The sequence below is a fragment of the Cognataquiflexum nitidum genome (assembly GCF_022538055.1).
Classification (GTDB): domain Bacteria; phylum Bacteroidota; class Bacteroidia; order Cytophagales; family Cyclobacteriaceae; genus Cognataquiflexum; species Cognataquiflexum nitidum.
Genome location: NZ_JAKZAM010000020.1, coordinates 56,794 through 75,226, shown reverse-complemented (window position 1 = coordinate 75,226; position 18,433 = coordinate 56,794). Strand labels below are relative to the sequence as shown.

At 42.1% G+C, this 18,433-nt stretch carries 19 protein-coding genes; 8 read left to right on the top strand and 11 right to left on the bottom strand.

The window, feature by feature from the left end:
• Positions 1-141: 141 nt before the first annotated feature.
• On the top strand, positions 142-609 hold the full coding sequence (locus MMU07_RS14125) for a ferritin-like domain-containing protein (RefSeq protein ID WP_241126523.1): 468 nt from the start codon (positions 142-144) through the stop codon (positions 607-609).
• 282 nt (positions 610-891) lie between these two features.
• On the opposite strand, the gene MMU07_RS14120 is transcribed toward MMU07_RS14125, so the two are convergent.
• Both MMU07_RS14120 and MMU07_RS14115 read right to left on the bottom strand, forming a co-directional pair.
• The gene (locus tag MMU07_RS14120; protein WP_241126522.1) at positions 892-1,371 is read right to left on the bottom strand and encodes a thermonuclease family protein; all 480 of its coding nucleotides are present in this window, start codon (positions 1,369-1,371) and stop codon (positions 892-894) included.
• Between the two features lie 325 nt (positions 1,372-1,696).
• Positions 1,697-2,599 (bottom strand): cation diffusion facilitator family transporter, encoded by a 903-nt coding sequence (locus MMU07_RS14115; protein ID WP_241126521.1) that lies wholly within the window; start codon positions 2,597-2,599, stop codon positions 1,697-1,699.
• A gap of 289 nt (positions 2,600-2,888) precedes the next feature.
• Between MMU07_RS14115 and MMU07_RS14110 the strand changes: the two genes are divergently transcribed.
• The 3 genes from MMU07_RS14110 to MMU07_RS14100 all read left to right on the top strand — a co-directional run bounded on the left by MMU07_RS14110 (position 2,889) and on the right by MMU07_RS14100 (position 4,823).
• The gene (locus tag MMU07_RS14110) at positions 2,889-3,749 is read left to right on the top strand and encodes an AraC family transcriptional regulator (protein WP_241126520.1); all 861 of its coding nucleotides are present in this window, start codon (positions 2,889-2,891) and stop codon (positions 3,747-3,749) included.
• A 66-nt stretch (positions 3,750-3,815) separates the two neighbouring features.
• Positions 3,816-4,358: a carboxymuconolactone decarboxylase family protein gene (locus MMU07_RS14105; protein WP_241126519.1), complete on the top strand. Its 543-nt coding sequence runs from the start codon at positions 3,816-3,818 to the stop codon at positions 4,356-4,358.
• A 39-nt stretch (positions 4,359-4,397) separates the two neighbouring features.
• Positions 4,398-4,823, top strand: coding sequence for an OsmC family protein (locus tag MMU07_RS14100; protein WP_241126518.1), 426 nt, complete (start codon positions 4,398-4,400; stop codon positions 4,821-4,823).
• A gap of 129 nt (positions 4,824-4,952) precedes the next feature.
• On the opposite strand, the gene MMU07_RS14095 is transcribed toward MMU07_RS14100, so the two are convergent.
• Positions 4,953-5,819 carry an RNA polymerase sigma factor gene (locus MMU07_RS14095; protein ID WP_241126517.1) on the bottom strand — a complete coding sequence of 289 codons (867 nt, stop codon included), beginning with the start codon at positions 5,817-5,819 and terminating at the stop codon, positions 4,953-4,955.
• Entirely contained in the window at positions 5,819-6,496 is a 678-nt protein-coding gene (locus MMU07_RS14090; RefSeq protein WP_241126516.1) for an antibiotic biosynthesis monooxygenase family protein, read from the bottom strand. Before MMU07_RS14090 ends, MMU07_RS14095 begins: the two co-directional genes overlap by 1 nt.
• A 520-nt stretch (positions 6,497-7,016) precedes the next feature.
• Here MMU07_RS14090 and MMU07_RS14085 point away from each other — a divergent pair.
• From MMU07_RS14085 to MMU07_RS14070, 4 genes are all read left to right on the top strand, one after another.
• Entirely contained in the window at positions 7,017-8,408 is a 1,392-nt protein-coding gene (locus MMU07_RS14085) for an MATE family efflux transporter (RefSeq protein WP_241126515.1), read from the top strand.
• Positions 8,409-8,634: 226 nt separating this feature from the next.
• Positions 8,635-8,853, top strand: a complete 219-nt coding sequence (locus MMU07_RS14080; RefSeq protein WP_241126514.1) for a FeoA family protein — start codon at positions 8,635-8,637, stop codon at positions 8,851-8,853.
• A 5-nt stretch (positions 8,854-8,858) separates the two neighbouring features.
• Positions 8,859-10,979, top strand: a complete 2,121-nt coding sequence (gene feoB / locus MMU07_RS14075; protein WP_241126513.1) for a ferrous iron transport protein B — start codon at positions 8,859-8,861, stop codon at positions 10,977-10,979.
• Between the two features lie 331 nt (positions 10,980-11,310).
• Positions 11,311-11,628 (top strand): hypothetical protein, encoded by a 318-nt coding sequence (locus MMU07_RS14070; protein ID WP_241126512.1) that lies wholly within the window; start codon positions 11,311-11,313, stop codon positions 11,626-11,628.
• A 73-nt stretch (positions 11,629-11,701) separates the two neighbouring features.
• Here the strand turns inward: MMU07_RS14070 and moaCB are convergent, their stop codons facing one another.
• The 7 genes from moaCB to moaA all read right to left on the bottom strand — a co-directional run bounded on the left by moaCB (position 11,702) and on the right by moaA (position 17,843).
• Entirely contained in the window at positions 11,702-12,613 is a 912-nt protein-coding gene (gene moaCB / locus MMU07_RS14065) for a bifunctional molybdenum cofactor biosynthesis protein MoaC/MoaB (protein WP_241126511.1), read from the bottom strand.
• Between the two features lie 355 nt (positions 12,614-12,968).
• Positions 12,969-13,415, bottom strand: coding sequence for a molybdenum cofactor biosynthesis protein MoaE (locus MMU07_RS14060; RefSeq protein WP_241126510.1), 447 nt, complete (start codon positions 13,413-13,415; stop codon positions 12,969-12,971).
• Between the two features lie 7 nt (positions 13,416-13,422).
• The gene (locus MMU07_RS14055) at positions 13,423-14,508 is read right to left on the bottom strand and encodes a ThiF family adenylyltransferase (RefSeq protein ID WP_241126509.1); all 1,086 of its coding nucleotides are present in this window, start codon (positions 14,506-14,508) and stop codon (positions 13,423-13,425) included.
• A 12-nt stretch (positions 14,509-14,520) separates the two neighbouring features.
• Positions 14,521-14,763: a MoaD/ThiS family protein gene (locus MMU07_RS14050; RefSeq protein ID WP_241126508.1), complete on the bottom strand. Its 243-nt coding sequence runs from the start codon at positions 14,761-14,763 to the stop codon at positions 14,521-14,523.
• Positions 14,764-14,924: 161 nt separating this feature from the next.
• Entirely contained in the window at positions 14,925-15,668 is a 744-nt protein-coding gene (locus MMU07_RS14045) for a sulfite exporter TauE/SafE family protein (protein ID WP_241126507.1), read from the bottom strand.
• A gap of 3 nt (positions 15,669-15,671) precedes the next feature.
• Positions 15,672-16,853, bottom strand: coding sequence for a molybdopterin molybdotransferase MoeA (locus MMU07_RS14040; RefSeq protein WP_241126506.1), 1,182 nt, complete (start codon positions 16,851-16,853; stop codon positions 15,672-15,674).
• Positions 16,854-16,862: 9 nt separating this feature from the next.
• A complete protein-coding gene (gene moaA, locus MMU07_RS14035) occupies positions 16,863-17,843 on the bottom strand; it encodes a GTP 3',8-cyclase MoaA (RefSeq protein ID WP_241126505.1) in 981 nt (326 codons plus the stop codon).
• Positions 17,844-18,433: the final 590 nt, after the last annotated feature.

The following is an 18,433-nucleotide window of genomic DNA, read 5'->3' as shown; positions in this document are numbered from 1 at the left end:
TTGATATTCTACTGCCTGATTTTTATATCGTTTTAGTGAATAATTGTAAGAGTTTTTGATTTGGAAGAATATCCAAAACATGGTCTGAATGTTGGGTATAGTTATTTGGTAAATTATTCCAACAATTAACAAAAACTTATCATGACACATTTAGAAGAATTGACAAGTACACTCAATGACCTCGTATTGATCAATAATGACAGGATCGAAGGCCATCAGAATGCCATCGAATCATTGGAGATTCAAGATGCTGATCTTAAAATGCGCTTTGCGAAAATGATCTCAAACAGCAGAGACCACGTCAGTGTTCTTGGTGACTTAATCCTCAAAGCAGGTGGGAAAATAGAAGAGGGGACCACAGCTTCAGGTAAAATATTCCGTTCATGGATGAGTTTTAAATCCATTTTTTCCGGCAATGACAGGACAAGTATCTTGGAATCATGCGAAGCGGGAGAGGATGCCGCTCTGAAAGCATACGATATGGCCCTAGCTTCAGATGTAGAAATGAGTGTAGAGGTCAGGCAAGCGCTTATGGACCAAAGGGTATCCCTCAATGGAGACCACAATCAGATCAAAAAAATGAGAGATTTGAACAAGAGCCTGGCTTAAATCCTTGACTATAAAATCCATAGCTGCCCGGGGTATGGATTTTATTTTTTATGAGTATCTGCAATGTTGCACGTTGGGCTTTAGGAGGTAGTATGGAATGCGGATGCTTGTCCACATACGACAGTCCACGGGGTGCCTATTGGCTCCTCCAACGAATTATTGTTTGCCTACGTGCAAGAAAGCGGATACACATATTATTTTTTCTTATTTTGATCCATGACAGCCGCATTTGGTTTTCTTACTTTTGGAAATAGGGTTGATCCCTGTAATTTGATGTAGAAATCATTTCCAAAGTCCCCGTTTATTTTCGCGGGCTTCTCTTTGGAGTTGAACAAACAGGTCTGCATGCCTGACATTGGGAGGTACCGTCATTACCGAAGCATAGCCGTTTTTGATAAGGAAGGCATTGAGGAATGTGCCGTTTTCGAGATACACATAGGCCAAGGTTCTTTTGTACCGGTCGTATTTGCTCACGTCATATTCTAGGCGGACTTTTCTACCCGTAAGGAGCTGGGTGACGTAGGCTTTGGATTCCTTGCCATAATAACCTATTTCCTTTTTGCCTGTCTTTCGGGATTCAGGTGCATCTACCCCGATCAATCTGATTTTTTCTTCCTGTCCTTTGGCATTGATGATCCAAAAAGTGTCTCCATCCACGATTTTAGAAACTTGGTACCATCTCGAATTGGTCTGCGCAGGTGAAGGGATTGTGCATAAAAAAAGAAAAAGGACAAGCAGGAGGTAATGTTGTGGTCTAGGCATGTGCGAAAATAATAGATTTTTTTATAACCTAGAAGCGAGCCCTTCGACTTCGCTTAAGGACTTAAGAGCAAAGAAAAGAGAGGCGAGATGCGAGAAACGAACCAAGTATCAAGTATCAAGAACCAAGAGGTGAGAAGTAAAACTTAGGATAGAACGGTATCAGTTAAACAATTAACCCAATAACCAATAACCTAACAACCAATACCTCATAACTTAGCAACCTGACAACGCGAAGCAGACAACAACAACTACAACCATTACAACATTTCCAACCACTACAACTTTCCTCCAAGAGACCCTTCGTTCCTCAGGGTGACGATTCCACCTACACCGCCCACTTTCTGTCGTTGGTAAAGGCGACGTTTAGCCATTTTTTGAGGGAGATAGGCTTCATTTTGGACAGGATTTCTTCACGAATATTATCCTGCTCGTTAAGATTCGGTTGCCATCCTTCGGGGGACACTACAAAATCTATTTCAATAAAAAGCTTTGGTCCTGACTTCGAAACCCTCAAAAAAGATTCTTGGAATTGGTACTCTTTTTCGATTTCTGCGACGATCTCCTGGCAAAGATCCAGGTATTTGGTGTCGGCTTTCATGTCGAGTACTTCCCTGATCTGCAAACCCATGTTGGTGATCGGGACTTTGAGAAAATAACCCGATACTACGATGACCATCAAGGGATCCATGTAGGGCATCAAGTGGCTGTATTTGGTATAACCTAATCCGAGAGACAATAAAAACCCAAGCAATACCGCCAAACTCAGGAAAGTATCCATCAGCCATTGTTGGGATTCTGCCTCTACAAGTCCGGACCCGTTTACTTTTTGTTTTTTTACCAAAAATATGTGAACTAAATAACAACCAACTGTCGCAATGAATGCATAGGCCAAGCCTGAACCGGCATTGACTTCCTGTCCTCCGGAAAGCAAAGTCGATACCCCAGAGAAAAAGGCAAACAGACAGAGGATAGTAATGACGAGGAATTTGCCAAGGATGATGATGGGTTCGATCATCTCTTTCCCATAAGGAAAGCGGTCAAAATCCTGCTTGGCCATAAAGGAGGCTGTGAAGAGGGAAATCAACGAAAGCCCGACGCTGATCAGGGAATAAATCCCGTCAAAAAGGATGATTTTGGAGTTTTCGATGACACCCCAAATGATAGCAAGCAAAGCAAAAAACAAAGCTCCATAAACAGAGAATTTTAAAAGTTGCTTTTCATTGTTCATAGAAGTGAAGGTTGAAAGTTATCTATCGGTATCAAAAATCCGGGCTTTACTTTTAAAGGTATTATTTATCCAAAAGCAAATCAAGAGGATGGTTTTTAAAAGTGGTTTTTCAAATTTGTGATGAAAAATTAAAAAACCAGCATTGATGTTTCGCCCTAACAACTTTAGTTTTTTTGATTTCTATCCATGGTAAAACATCATTTAAAATTTGTGAACTTATTGCCGGAATTATTATTTATTCCTTTTAGTTGAATTATCAGCTTGTATTTTTAAAAACTGTTTAAGAATCATGATCTACAAAGGAACCAATAGTGAATTTATTCAACTCCAGGAAATCAAGGAAGGAGATGTTATTTCATTTGACAGGGAACTGGCTTTTCCTTTGTTGTTTGTTTGGGTTAGGGGTAAAAACTCTGCAATAATCCATGAGGGCATCAAAATTCATTTGGCCAATAATACGATCCTATGTCTCTCGGTTTTCCAACAGATTGAATTTTGTAAGTTGGAAACTGCCCAGTTTATAAAATTTAACAAGGAGTTTTATTGCGTGTTAAACCACGATTCGGAGGTAAGTTGTAAGGGGATTCTTTTTTACAATGCCAAACAATTGCCTTATTTCCAGATCCCTGATGAGGAGCTTGAGAAATTTGAGACACTTTGGAAAATGTTTGAAATTGAAATGCAGTCCAGGGATGAATTGCAACTGGAAATGCTTCAAATGATGCTAAAGAGGTTCATTATACTTTGCACACGTGTCTATAAGGTTCAAAACAACTATTTGAAATTGGCCGGAGATGAAGTTGATATTGTCAGGGAATTCAATTTTTTGGTTGAGCAACATTTTGCAACAAAACACAGTGTTAAAGATTATGCTGATTTATTGAACAAATCATCCAAAACCTTATCCAATATTTTTACCCAACTGGCAGGCAAAACTCCGCTTCAGATCATCCATGAAAGAAAGGCATTGGAAGCAAGGAGAATGTTGCGGTATTCGGACAGGTCGATAAAGGAGATCGCCTATGAATTGGGATTTGAAGACATACAGACATTCAGCAGATTTTTTAAAAAAATTGAAAATATCAGTCCTTCGGAATTCAAAAAGTCGCTTTTGGGAAGTATTGACAACTCATCGGGAATAATGCCCTAACATGCCCTAGGCCTTTGCCTGCATCTTTGCATCGTAATTAAATATTTACATTAAAAATTTATAACGATGACAAATTTTGCAATTCCAACCCGAGGAGAAGTATCGGAAAACAATCAGGCCATTTTTGATAACCTTCAAAAAGGCTTGCGCTTCGTCCCAAATCTGTATGCATACTATGCAAAGAACGAAACGGCACTAGGTGACTACCTTACATTTCAAAATCGAAAAAGCACCTTAAAAGCCAAAGAAAGAGAAGTTGTCAATCTGGTGACCAGCCAAATCAACGGTTGCCGCTATTGCCAGTCCGCCCATACTGTTTTGGGCAAAATGAATGGCTTCACAGAAGAACAGGTCATTGAATTGCGTAAAGGTTCTGCTTCTTTTGACCCAAAATTAGATGCCTTGGTGAAGCTAAGCGCCTCAATCGTGGAAAACAAAGGCAGGGCAGAAGAAGCCTCAATGCAAGCATTCTTTGATGCCGGCTATACCGAAGCAAATTTGATAGATGTTGTTATTGCGGTTGGAGATAAAACCATCAGCAACTACATCCATAATTTGGCGGGATTTGCTATTGACTTTCCAATCGCTCCTGAACTAGAGGCCATTTAAGACCATTGGAATTTTGTACACATTGAAAAGAATCGAGACATGGCAACTGTAATAAAAATCAAGAACCTACCTGAAGGATACCAAAGCATCATTACCAACGGTACGCACAGTATAGTAGGGGATGAACCTATTAAAAGTAATGGGACAAATTTAGGAATGAGTCCTTCGGAATTGGTGTTAAGCGGGTTGGCCTTGTGCAAAGTAGCCACTGTACGCTACATTGCCCGGCAGAAGGGATGGGAGATAGGCGAGGTGAAGGCGGAGCTTTCTCAAGAAGTGAAACGGAGTCCTGAAGGACTTAAAACCAATATTAAAGTAGCGATGCAGATTGAAGGTGATTTATCATCGGAACAAAAAGAGGAGTTGCTCAAGCAGGCCAATGCCTGCTATATCCATCGTCAGATTATGGCAGAATGGGAAATTGAACATGCAACAGATTTGGATCCGGTAACTGCCTTCAATTAAACTTTAACCTTTGAAAGATAAATGGTAAGGCTTCGATTTTTGGGAGGAAAAAAGAAGTTGGAAAAGCGAGGTTGATGTCATGATCAAGCCTCGCTTTTTTGTTCTTTCATTTCTCCAAAATATTTTGAATCAGAGGTTAAAAATGTCTTTTAAATCTGAGTCCTCGGTCAATTTTTTTAAAAGTTCATTTGATTTGTCTCTGTCATAATAAGGATGGTCTTTATAAAGAGCCCCGTATTTCTCTTCTATGAGATCGTCGTATTGGTTTGATTTTAGAATAGCAAGTTCTGCAACACGCTTCAAGAAATGGTTGTTGAACTGTAAGTTATTTTCATTTACCCAACCAGCCTGAATAAAACCCTTTGTTTTTTTGGGACACCTACAGGGATTCCGTGTATTGATCAATCCACATTTATTATTCATAAAATGATAAAGGTCCTTTCTGCCACGAGACAATAACTGCCTAAAGTTCTCAGCTGACATTCCCAAAAGGAATGCATCTGTTTTGCTTTCAATTTCAAAAATTTCACCAAGGATGTAAACCAACCTTTGTTCTCTGTTTAGGCAGAGTAGCATTCCTACCATGCATCCGATTTTTGCATCTTCTACTTTCTCGGCCAACTCCTTTTCTTCGAAAGCAGAAAGTTCCTGATTGGGAATACTGTCAAGAGCAAGTTCATATTCATCGAAGGACACAACTGCATATTCCATCTTCTGCCTTTTTGTGTTGAGGAAATGGTTGAAAACAATCCGGTATAGCCAAGTCCTGAATTCTGATTGTTGATTGAACTGGGAAAGTTTGGTAATCACCTTGATGATAGCTTCCTGAGTCAAATCCTGTGCGTCCTCTGGATTGAGGACAAACCGCAAAGCAACATTATAGATAAAGTTGTAATGCTGTTTTAGTAAATGTCCAAGGGCGGTTTTTGAACCGCTCAAGGCATCTTTGATTAAGGCTATATCTGATTGATTATTTGAAGTTGAAATGTTATACATTATCTGAAAAATGAGTAATGACTAAATGTAATTACTTTTTCAGTTGCTTCAAAGAAAGGCAGTAGTGCTGTCTCCTGTTGGGATTTTTGTAAGGCGTTTTCTGCATCTTCTATTGATTCCCACTCCACAATATCCATAAAAACAGTTTTGTCTTTATGGTCTTGCATGATAATTCTGCTGATAAACCCCTTTTGGGACTTCAAAAAGAGATCGACGTTTTCGGTAATGGTTTCATAATTATCTACCTTGTCAGTTTTGATTTGGTAGATGACGACTTCTGTAATTTTACTTTGCATAGGAATTTTTGTTTTGTTGTGAATGAATACTTGATAAGGATAAAATTCTCCGTGGGCAATCAGACTGTCAATTGCTGCTATAAATGGTATGTATTTCTTACCGTTTTTTACATTATCCGCAGCTGCAAGCGCTGTATTGATATCGCTCCATGGCAAAATATCAATGTAGATGTTAGGGCCGCGGATGTCTTGCAATGTGGTATATGTTTTAAAACCAGCGAGTTTTGAGACATGTGATCTAAAGTCCTTTAAGAGATTTTCGAAATTTTCATTATGATTTCCAGAAATCCGGTAAACAGCGATTTCGGTAACTTCTTTATTTTGGGCAAAGGCCCATAAGCTTGAAGCAAGGAGTAAAGTGGAAAGGATAAATTTTTTCATTTTTTTATCCATTAGACACAGCTAAAAATGGCTTGTGACAAAACTTTTTAAAAAATATTTAACAAATCGATTTTAGGACCCATTATTGCAAGCGTAGGAAAAAACAATTCGGACAAGAACCTCAGGTTTTATTTCTCCATCGGATTTTCTTTTGGCTATTCAGACCGTTAATAGATTATCTATGTACTCAGATTTGCCGGTAGAATTTTAATTCAAAATGGTACTTGTTAGGAGATTTGAATTTTTCGGTCCATCGGGATTCCGACTTCGTTCCGATAACTATCGTAATTCCCTGCCTAGCGGCAGGCGTCCCGTTGGCTCTAGAATCTTGGGTTACTGGCAAAAAGGTGGATAACCATTATTTATGTTACTAATCAAATTCCTTTTTTGGGTTCTTTGTTTTTTTTAGCATTTTTGTGTCATTATGAAGGCTTGATTTTGTTCCGGTTTATTTTGGCTTAATCCCATAAGGGACAGTGGCTTATTATCTTCATCTCCTTACGGGAAAGCTATTTCATATATGACAATCAAGAACTTCATCCGACATTTCAAACAGGCCGTAAGTGGTCTTGAAGAAGATTTCACCAATATCAGTATCAAAAAAGCGATTTTCTATCTTTCCATTCCCATGATTTTGGAGATGGTGATGGAATCCTTGTTCGCCGTAGTGGATATTTTTTTTGTAGGAAAATTGGGCGTGCACGCAGTTGCAACGGTTGGTCTGACTGAATCGGTTTTGACAATAATTTACTCCATTGCCATCGGTCTCAGTATGGCAGCGACAGCGATTGTAGCCCGTAGAATAGGAGAGAAGAGGCCTAAGGAAGCATCTGCAGCAGCTTTTCAGGCCATTGTGGTTTGTTCGCTTTTTGCGGTAGCAGTGGCAGTTCTTGGGGTTATTTATGCCAAACCTATGCTGATGCTGATGGGGGGAGAACCGGAAGTGATCGAGCAGGGGTATCGTTATACCCAAGTTATCTTCGGTGGAAATGTTTGTGTAATGCTGCTTTTCCTGATCAATGGAATCTTTAGAGGAGCAGGTAATGCAGCGGTAGCGATGCGGACTTTATGGATTGCCAATGGCTTCAATATTGTATTGGATCCGATCTTAATTTTTGGATTGGGACCGATTCCTGCCATGGGATTGGAAGGGGCGGCATGGGCAACCACCACAGGCAGGGGAATTGGGGTGATTTACCAGTTTTATATCTTGTTCAATGGCAAATCCATCATCAAGTTTTATTGGGACAGTCTCAAGATGAATTGGAAGACTGTCCTTACCATTGTGAAAGTGGCTTCAGGAGGCATGGGGCAGTTTCTGATCGAATCCGCATCTTGGATCTTCCTGATGAGGATCATTTCGGAATCAGGTTCCGTGGCTTTGGCCGGGTATACGATTGCGGTGAGGTTGATCATGTTTGCGCTCTTGCCTGCCTTTGGATTTTCAAATGCCGCAGCGACATTGGTAGGACAGAACTTAGGAGCCCTTCAACCGGGCAGGGCTGAAAAATCCGCTTGGTTGGCGGCGCATTTGACAGCCATATTTCTTGGGTTTTGCGCCATCATTTTCATCGCCGGAGCAGGGTTTTTTATCGGTATATTCAATCAGCAAGAAGGAGTTATCGCCGTCGGGACAATGGGGTTGACGATTATTTGCCTAGGTTACGTTTTCTTTGGTTATGGCATGGTGATGAGTCAATCACTCAACGGTGCCGGAGATACCAAGACGCCTACAATCATCAATTTGGCCATACTTTGGGGCTTTCAAATCCCCTTTGCCTACCTGTTGGCCAAGATTTTCGGGTTAGGAGCAACGGGGGTTTTTATCGCAATTGCAGTCAGCCATTCACTGCATGCTATCGTGAGTACTTGGGTATTCAATAGAGGCAGGTGGAAGTTGGTGCGGGTGTAGATCATAAACCTTACTTTCAAAGTGTGTTTGGTAGAATTCAATTATTTAAAGTCAAAAAATCTGCGCAATTCAATTGCTTTTTATCTGTCAAAAAAAAATGATTCTTCAAGTCAGTTTATTTTAAATAAAGCAGGAACTTTTAAATAATTATTTAGATTAAATAAAATCAATTCTTCCATTTGTTTGACAATTAGATTAATTTTCCATCCTGATCAAAAAGTCATAAATGACCGCAGCACAACTTTCTCTTCAACAATCAGCCACCATAGAAAGTATTAGGGAATCTGATATTTCCATTAATTTTTTGGAACTGGGGATTTTGCCCGGGAAAGAAATCAAGTTATTGAAGAAAGCACCTTTTGGAGGTCCGATGGCTTTTGAGATTGAAGAGAATATTATTGCCCTGAGACAGCAGGAGGCCATTATGATCAATTTAAAATCCTGATTAGCATGGAAACTGCCACTGCCCTCCAAGCCAAAACCGTTGCCATTATCGGCAATCCCAATGTAGGCAAATCCAGTATTTTCAACCAACTGACAGGCCTCAATCAAAAAATAGGAAATTACCCCGGAGTTACCGTTGACAAAACAGTGGGTTTTCTCCGGATTGGTGAAAAGGAAATCAACCTGATCGACCTGCCGGGAACTTACAGCCTTTATCCCAAGTCTGAAGATGAAGTCATCGCCCATCGTGTCCTGAATGGATTGGGCCAGGAAAAGCCGGATTTCGCTTTGGTAATCCTCGATGCCTGCAACCTTGAGAGAAGTCTGTTGCTCGGTACCCAGGTGATGGACTTGGGTATTCCAATGGCTTTTGTGGTCAATATGAAGGACCTCGCTTTCAAAAAAGGCATTCAAATCAAGACTTTTGAATTGTACAAATTGCTCGGTGTGCCTTTGGTCCTTACCGATGCGAGAAACAATGAAGGAATAGATGCCATCCGTCAATTGATGTCAACCGAAAAATTTGAATCCCCCAAACCACTTCTTGATTCTTACGCATTCGCTGACAAGGTATTGGTAGAGGAAGTCATGGCGAGATTTGAGTTTAAAAATCCCTATCAGGCTTTCCAGTTGTTGGTGTTTGGAGAATTTGACAAAACCCTACCAGTAGCGGATAAGGAATGGCTGAAGGAAAAATCCCGGGTTTTTGGATTTGACAGAAAAAGGCAACAGGTACGTGAAACCGAAGCACGGTATGTCAAAATAGCTTCAATACTCAAAAAATCTGTTGATAGGGTAAAAACCGAATCGAGCAATGTAACCATCAGCTTGGACAATGTTTTCCTGAATCCTGTCTTTGGGTTTGTGGTTTTTCTGGGAATCATGCTGTTGATATTCCAAGCTATTTTTGCTTGGGCAGCCTTCCCCATGGATTTGATAGATGTGGGATTTGCAGGCCTGAGTGGTTGGATTTATGCGCATCTTCCTCCGGGTGTATTGACTGATTTGCTCGCGGAAGGGATTGTTCCCGGGATCGGAGGAGTTGTCATCTTTATACCTCAGATCGCCATGTTGTTTGGTTTTTTGGCGATTTTGGAGGATACCGGATACTTGTCCCGGGTGGTGTTTTTGATGGATAGGTTGATGCGTCCTTTTGGCCTCCATGGCAAAAGTGTCGTTCCGCTGATCTCAGGTATGGCCTGTGCCATCCCCGGTATTATGGCTGCCAGGAATATCAGCAACTCCAAAGAAAGGCTGATCACGATTTTGGTGACTCCGTGGATGAGTTGCTCGGCAAGGTTGCCTGTCTATATTATCCTGATCGGATTGACTGTACCGGATACCCTTTGGATGGGAATCAGTTTTCAGGCCCTCGGTCTTTTGGCGATGTACCTGTTGGGAGTCTTGTTTACACTCTTGGGGGCTTTGGCCTTGAAATTTATCCTAAAAACCAAAGAGAAAAGTTACCTCCTGACCGAGCTTCCCATTTATAGGTTGCCAAGATGGAAGACTGTACTATTGACGATGTTCAACAAATCCAAAATCTTTGTTTTGGAAGCCGGCAAAGTCATTCTTTCCATCTCCATTGTGCTTTGGGTTTTGGCGAGCTATGGTCCTAGTGGCAAAATGCAGTCGATTGAAGAGGAAAAAACAGCTGTTCTTCAAACTACTCCGGAGGCAGAATGGTCTGCCGTGGAGGAGATGTATGCTTCCAAAAAGCTTGAGGCGTCATTTATCGGTATTATGGGTAAGGCCATTGAGCCTGCGATCCGACCCTTGGGTTATGACTGGAAAATCGGCATTGCCCTCTTGACTTCTTTTGCAGCCAGGGAAGTCTTTGTCGGGACCATCGCTACGATTTACAGCATTGGCGGAGATGTCGAAAACGAACTGACCATCCGTGAAAAACTAGCCAAGGAGACCCATTCTGATACCGGAGAGAAGGTTTTTGACAAAGCCACAGGGTTTTCACTTATGGTCTTTTATGCCTTTGCGATGCAATGTATGAGTACCTTGGCGGTGGTCTACCGCGAAACCAAAAGCTGGAAATGGCCGATCCTGCAGACCGTGGTCATGACCGGGATTGCGTATTTGGCAGCCTTTATCACCTATCAAATTTTCTCTTAATTATGTGGCAGGAACTTGTTGTTTTCGGATTGTTTGCCTTGGTTTTGGGAACTTGGGTTTTCAGAACTTTTATCCGAAAACCAAAAAAATCCCAGTCCGGTCCTGGTTGTGATAAATGCGCGGGATAAAATAAGTGATGACTAGCTGATTCTTTGCCATTAACCTTATATTCCAAAACAAACGGGACCAAAGAAGGATACAGGATTACTTTCAAAAAGCCTATATCCATAAATAACTTTTATATGTATAATTATTAATATAAATAATAACCAATGGATGGTCTTTCGCAAATTTATATAATCAAAAGAATCAGATTTTTAACGTTACAAATATGGATAGGAAAAACATCATTACTTTGATCAATGGGGAATTTGAAACAGAAGAGGCAAAAGATATTTTGAGAAACCTGATTGATTTCAAGATCAAGTTCCATCAGATCAAAAGTTTTAACTCTGAATTGAAATTTGGTGAAAAGGATGCCCGTTCTCAGGCTAGAATTATGGAATTGAAGGCAAGCATGCAGAAAATGCTTGAAATAATGGAAGAGGCTGAAGCAAACGGATATAGCCTAAAAATTGACACAAAAATTGATATTGAGTTTCAGCCTCAGAAGGCTCAAATTTTGAATAAAGAGGTCATCAACCTTTGATATGTATTTTCAGACTTATTCGATAAAAAAAATGGGGAATTAATCTTCCCCATTTTTTTTACCTTATTTTTTATCAATCATGTCTCGCTCCCTCCATCACTTTGAAAATATGTAACACTGCGGGGAATATCGCATCCATGGATTCGGCGGCTCCTTTGGTTGATCCGGGTAAAGCCAATACCAATGTCTCTCCGATAAGACCTGCAACACTTCTCGACAACATAGAATAGGGTGTCCGCTGCTGTCCATACGCACGGATGACCTCTTCGATTCCGGGAACCTCCTTTTCCAACAAGGGCTTAACCGCTTCCGGAGTGACATCTCTTGGAGACAGACCTGTTCCGCCGGTGAATATCACCAAGTCCATTCCTTCGGTACAATACTGCTTCAATTTTTCCTGAATGACAGCTGTCTCGTCAGGAATTACAATATAGTCTCCAATGATTATGCCTTGTTTTTCCAACTTTTCGATGATGGCCTTTCCTGCCATGTCCTCTTTTGTTCCCTTAGATATTGTATCCGAGCAGACAATCACCGCGGCTTTGATTACTTGATTTTCCTTTTTGGAAAAATCCGTCTTGCCACCTTTCTTTTCCAACAATTTGATCTGATTGATGCTGATGCCTTTGTCGATAGGCTTGAGCATGTCATACATCGTCAGCGCCACAACCGAGGCAGCGTGCATGGCTTCGACTTCCACGCCGGTTTTGTAGATGGTATGGATCTCCGCATGGATGTGGATGTCCAATCCTTCGATTCTATAGCTGATGGAAGTGAACTCGATCGGGAGAGGATGACAATCCGGTATCATATCCGAAGTGCGTTTGGCAGCAAAAAGTCCCGCTGTCTTCGCCATTTCAAAGACATCACCTTTGGGTACCTTCCGCTGTACGATGGCATCGATGGTTTCCTGTGAACTCACTGAGACAATTGCTTGGGCAATGGCTTTGCGGAGAGAGGGAGATTTGTGGGTAATGTCGACCATTTTATGTTAGTATCAAGTAATTAGTATCAAGTATCAAGAAACGAGAGGCGAGAGCCGAGATTTTGGCGTCGCGTTAGGTAGTGATTAGGTTTGAATTTTAAGTATCAAGTATCAAGTATCAAGAAACGAGAGCCGAGAAGCGAGATTTTGGAGCGAAGTATGAAGTTAAACCATTAAATATAAAAACGCGAAGCAAACAACTCTTCAACCAATACAACTCGATTGTTTTCAGGTAAAGGTTTGGAAATCAGTTAACCAAATAACCAAATTCGAAAACCCGACAACGCGAAGCAGACAATCCGACAACTATTACAACCCTTACAACAACTACAACAATTACAACCACTAAAACCCTTCAAACATTCTCCTTCCATACCGAGCCGTCGTTGTCTATCAGTTCTTTTCCCCAGACAGGGACTTCTTTTTTGATCCGTTCCACCAATTCTTCGCAGGCATCGATAGCAGATTTCCGGTGTTTGGAAGAGGTGAATACAAAGAGGCAGATTTCACCGACTTTCACCTCTCCGAGGCTGTGGTAGATGTGCATACAGCTCAAGGGATATTTGGCGAATACGGCTTCTCTAATCTCAAAGGCCTTTTCCAATGCCATTTCTTCATAAGCTGTGTACTCGATTGCGGTGACTCTTCCACCTTCTTTTTCATCTGCCCTCACTTGGCCGAGAAAAATGCTATGTCCTCCAATATCCGTTTTGGAACTGTGGTTGGCGATGGACTTGGCGATGGATTCAGGTGAAATAGGTCCTTGCACAAAGATGTTTTTTGGGCTTCTTTTGGTTTCCATGTATTTATCAATAAATCGGTGAATCAGGGGCTTCAATGCCTCCTGATATGGAATGTATCTTTTTTCCCGGAAAATGCTTTTCCAATATTTTGACTGCTTTCAAACTCCGGACTCCGCTTTGGCAAAATAACAATATCAAATCCGAATTGAGCCATTCTTGGTGCTTTTCATCCAACAAATCTAAAGGAATAGATTGGTGGGGATGCCCTTCCAATTTGGGTAATTCATCCGCTTCCCTTACATCGATGAGTGTTCCTCCGGGGAATTTACTCAATAAGGCAAAAGCTTCCTCCCAATCAATAGAGTCACCATCTCCACAAACCACGGCATAATCTGTTGTCTCCAAAGCTTCCATCGAGGAAGGAATCCCCTTCCTTGAATCCGGATTTTTGCTCAGCTCCATTGTGTAGGATTGATGGTTGAGCAGGTTGTAAAACAGCATCTTGTCCACCAAGGTGTCGCCATATTCGGTAATAAATTTGATCGCTTCTGCTGCTTGAAGTGTGCCTATGATTCCAGGCAAAACCCCCAATACTCCGGTTTCATTGCAGTTGGGAATTTCGTAGGCAGTAGGAGGATCAGGGAAAATATCGCGGTAATTGATGCTTTTATGGCCCTTTCCATTCAATATAGCGACCTGACCTTCATTTTGGTACACTGCTCCAAAAACCAATGGTTTATCCAAAAGCACGCAGGCGTCATTGACCAAATATCTTGTGGGGAAATTGTCCGAACCGTCAATGATCAAATCGTATTTGGAAAATATCACCTTGATGTTTTGCGTAGTGATGAATTCCGGGATGCAGACGATCTTGATATCGTGGTATTTTGCTTTGAGAAAATGGGCGGCAGTTTCAGCTTTGTTTAGGCCCAAATCTCCCTCTCCAAAGAGTACTTGCCTGTTGAGGTTGGATAATGATACCCTATCTCCATCCACAATGCCGATTGTTCCGACACCTGCGGCAGCAAGATAGAGTAGGGCAGGACTACCCAAACCGCCTGCACCTATGACCAATACTTTTGCCTGCTTCAGCTTGTGCTGCGCTAGTTTTCCAAATCCGGGCAAAATGGTTTGTCTGCTGAATCGATCCATGTCATCTTTTTATTAACCTCCGGAAAAAGGAGGGAGGAGTGCAACTTCTGCACCGATAGGAATGACTGTCTTTCCGACTGCCATTTTTTTGTTGACGGCAATGCCAAACTTGGTATGCTGAAGCTCAGGGTATTGTTGGTAGAGATAGCCCAATAATACCTCAGTGTCCGGCATGTATTCCAAGACCAACTCTTTGGTTTTTATCTTTTCGGCAATCATACCGAAGGCTATCACATGGATACTAGTAGGTGTCATAGGTTCGAAGTTAGGGAATTCAATTGGTCAGATTCTGATTGAATAAAAATTTTGTTTCTGGAAGATGACCGATGTCCGATGACCGATGTCATATCCTCACCGAGGTATGGTAAGGAATTTATGGTTGTTTTCCTTTGGATATTGAAAAGAAACAAATCATTTCATCCCGACCAGATCAGCTTCACCGCTGCAATAAAGAGAACGACGGTCAATAGGTATTTGATCATGACTGGATTGAATTTCTTTGCGCCGAGGTATGCGCCCAAAGCTCCTCCTGCGATCGTCAAAGGCATGACTATCCAAAGTTGCCGGTCGATCTCCACCTGAAACCCGTCTGCACCAAGAAACCCCGATACGGAGTTGAAAAAAATGAACAGCGCAGAAACAGCGGCGGTTTCTTTCATATTGGTCCAACCCAACATCAGTAATATCGGCGATAGGATGATCCCACCCCCGATGCCGATCAGTCCGGAAAAGAATCCGATCAGCAATCCCAATACAGGTCCCATCCACCACTGCCTTTCCATGGCAGGACGATCAGATACAGGAAAAACATTCATAAATCGGAGAATGGGAAAAAAAAGCAATATGCCCAAGATCCTTTTATACAGGACTGTATCCACCAGAATACTGCCCCCAAGATATGCCGCAGGAATGGAGAATAAGATCAAGGAAATAAACAGCTGCGTGGGAAAAGTGCTCGCTTTCCGAAAAGAAATAAAGGCCATCAAAGAAACAAACATGTTCATGATCAGCGCCGTCGGCCGGATCTGTTCAGGTGCAAAATTCAACAAAGCCAACACCATTAGGTAGCTGCTAGCACCGCCGTGACCCACGGAGGCATACAAAAACGCCACTAGAGGAAGCAGCATAAAAAGGATAAAATCATTCAGTCCCTCTGCCATCCCTTACCAATAGTATACCTTGACAATAGTTCCTGCATCCAGCCTTTCCACCTCTTCCCCGACTTCTGCGATGCAGTTAGCAGCACCATACGAGATCATATTAAAGGATTCCTGACCTGAAAGAATGGTCACTTTTTCGTTTTCAAGCTTGGCTTTGAGGAAAAAAGTGAGGCCTGTTGGTTTTTCAAAATTAGCAGCCAAAGGATAAGACCCACTTGGTTTCCAGACCTCAGTCTTTCCCATCCAAGCTTCGATGCAGGGTTTGACATATTGGTTGAAGCAGGTGAGGGTGGAGGCGGGATTTCCCGGCAAAGCAAAAACCCATTGGTTTTTCTTCTGCCCGACAAAAAGTGGTTTTCCGGGCTTTTGCTTCACTTTGTAGAAAAGTTCCTGCACTCCTGCTTGCCGCAATCCTTCTTTGACGTAGTCATAATCTCCTACAGAAATACCTCCGGAAAGAATCAGGATATCGTAGTTGTCGAGGTATTCGTTGATTTTCTCCTGCAATTTATCCGGTTCATCCATAGCCTTCCCAATATGGATTTTTTCCACTCCGAGATTTTGAAGGTAGGACTTCATCACCGGACCATTGGCATCATAGACTTTTCCAAAACCCAATGGATTCCCCGCTTCCTCGAGTTCATCACCCGTCAGGATGATCCCTACGGTCGGAGCGACATGGACTGGAACTTGATTGATCCCTACAGAGGCAAGCAAGCCGATCATCCCCGGACTGATATGACTGCCCTTCTTTGCGATCAGGTCACCGGATTTGTTTTGGGCCCCTTTGCCACGGAAATTGGCTCCCTTTCGGAACTTTTCTGAATCAAAAATCAGCTGTCCTTCTTCTACTTTGACATACTCTTGAGGAATGATCGTATCTGCGCCTGAGGGAACAGGCGCACCTGTAAAGATCCGGATGGCTTCATTTTTTCCCAACACCAACTCCTGCATGTCTCCGGCTTTGCTCTTGGATTGGCTGAGTAGCTTTCTTTGGTTGTTGTCTTTTTGCCAGCAAATGGCATAGCCATCCATGGCAGAATTATTGAAAAAAGGAATATCGATGGGGGAGAAAATATCCTTGGAAAGGACCAAGCCGGAAGCTTTATCCAGGTCGAGCAAAATAGTCTTGCCTGAAATGAGGTTATCCTGAAGTGTTTTTTTTGCTTCGCTAACTGAAATCATATGGGAGGGCTAACCGCCGATTTTGATCATGCTGCGGTTTTCGATTTTATCTGCTTCTGCTTTGAGGTAATCAGGTGAAAACTGTCCCCCGAGCATGGTGTGTTTTCTATAGATGGAAAGGTGGATCAAGGGTAGGATGTCTTCACCTTTGCGCAGAGGGCCTAGAAGGTCCATTTCCTCTTTGCCAAAAAGGCAATTTTTCATCTTGCCATCTGCCGTGATCCGCATCCTGTTGCAGTCACCGCAGAAGTGCTCGCTCATCGTGGTGATGAAGGCGAAAGTCCCTTCATTGCCGACCACTTTGTATTTTTTCGCAGTATCATGGACCTGATCCTGAAGTTTGACCACATCCATTTCAGCTTGGACCATCCCGAGCATCTGTTTTGCAGTGATGACCTTTTCACTTTTCCAATGGTTGCCGGAAAAAGGCATAAACTCTATGAAGCGGACGTGCAAGGGCAGCTTTTCAGTGATCCTTACAAAGTCCAACAATTCTTCTTCGATGATGCCGTTCAGTGCCACTGCATTGATTTTGACGCGGAAGCCATGGTCAAGGAGTAGTAGAATATTGTCCCAAACCTGTTGGAATTGGTTTCTTTTGGTGAGTTTGAAAAATGTCTCTGGATTCAGGGTGTCAAGACTGACATTGAGCGAACGGATGCCTGCGTCTTTCAAAAGCTGCATATGCTTGTGAATCAAAACCCCGTTGGTGGTCAGCGTAAGCTCGACCGACAACTTTGATAACCGCTGCACAATGTCGGGAAACTCCTTTCTGACCAAAGGTTCGCCACCTGTCAACCTGATTTTCTTTACTCCGAGGTCCACAAAAGTCTTAGCAATCTGCTCAATCTCTCCGGTGGACATGAGTTTTGAATTGGGAAGGCACTCGATTTCCTCATTGGGCATGCAGTAGGCACAACGGAAGTTGCAGCTATCTGTCAGCGATATCCGAAGGTAATTGTGGATCCTTTTATGTTGGTCAATCAGCATTCTCGGCAGGTAAATTTCCTAATTGTATCAAGATCAAATTTGCCAAGAAAGATTAAGAATTAAAAGGGGAATTTTGTAAAGGGTATGATGTCAGATGTCCGATGACGGATGTGAAGAAAGGAGAAGTAAGTGTCAAGTATTAAGAAGCGAGAGACGAGAGGCGAAAAGCGAGAATGAAAAGTATCAAGAAGAGAGAGACTAGAGGCGAGAGCCGAGAAACGAGAATGAAAAGTATCAAGTATCAAGAAGCGAGAGACGAGAAGCGAGAAACGAGAAGCGAGAATCGAGAATGAAATACCAAGAATCGAGAAAGTCGACAGTCTCAGCAGGCAGTAATCAGTCGCTGTTCACTTTTCAATGCGAAGAAGATTTTCCAAAAACCTGACAACACAAAGCAGAAAACCATTACAACAACCAGAACAATTAGAACCATTAACCAAGAGACCCTTCGTGCCTCAGGGTGACGGACTCGAAAACCCGAAAACCTGACAACGCGAAGCAGGCAACCATTATAACCACTAGAACAATAATAACCGGAACATAAACCAAAACCCCAAACAAATCCGAATTACGAATTTGTTTGGGGTCTG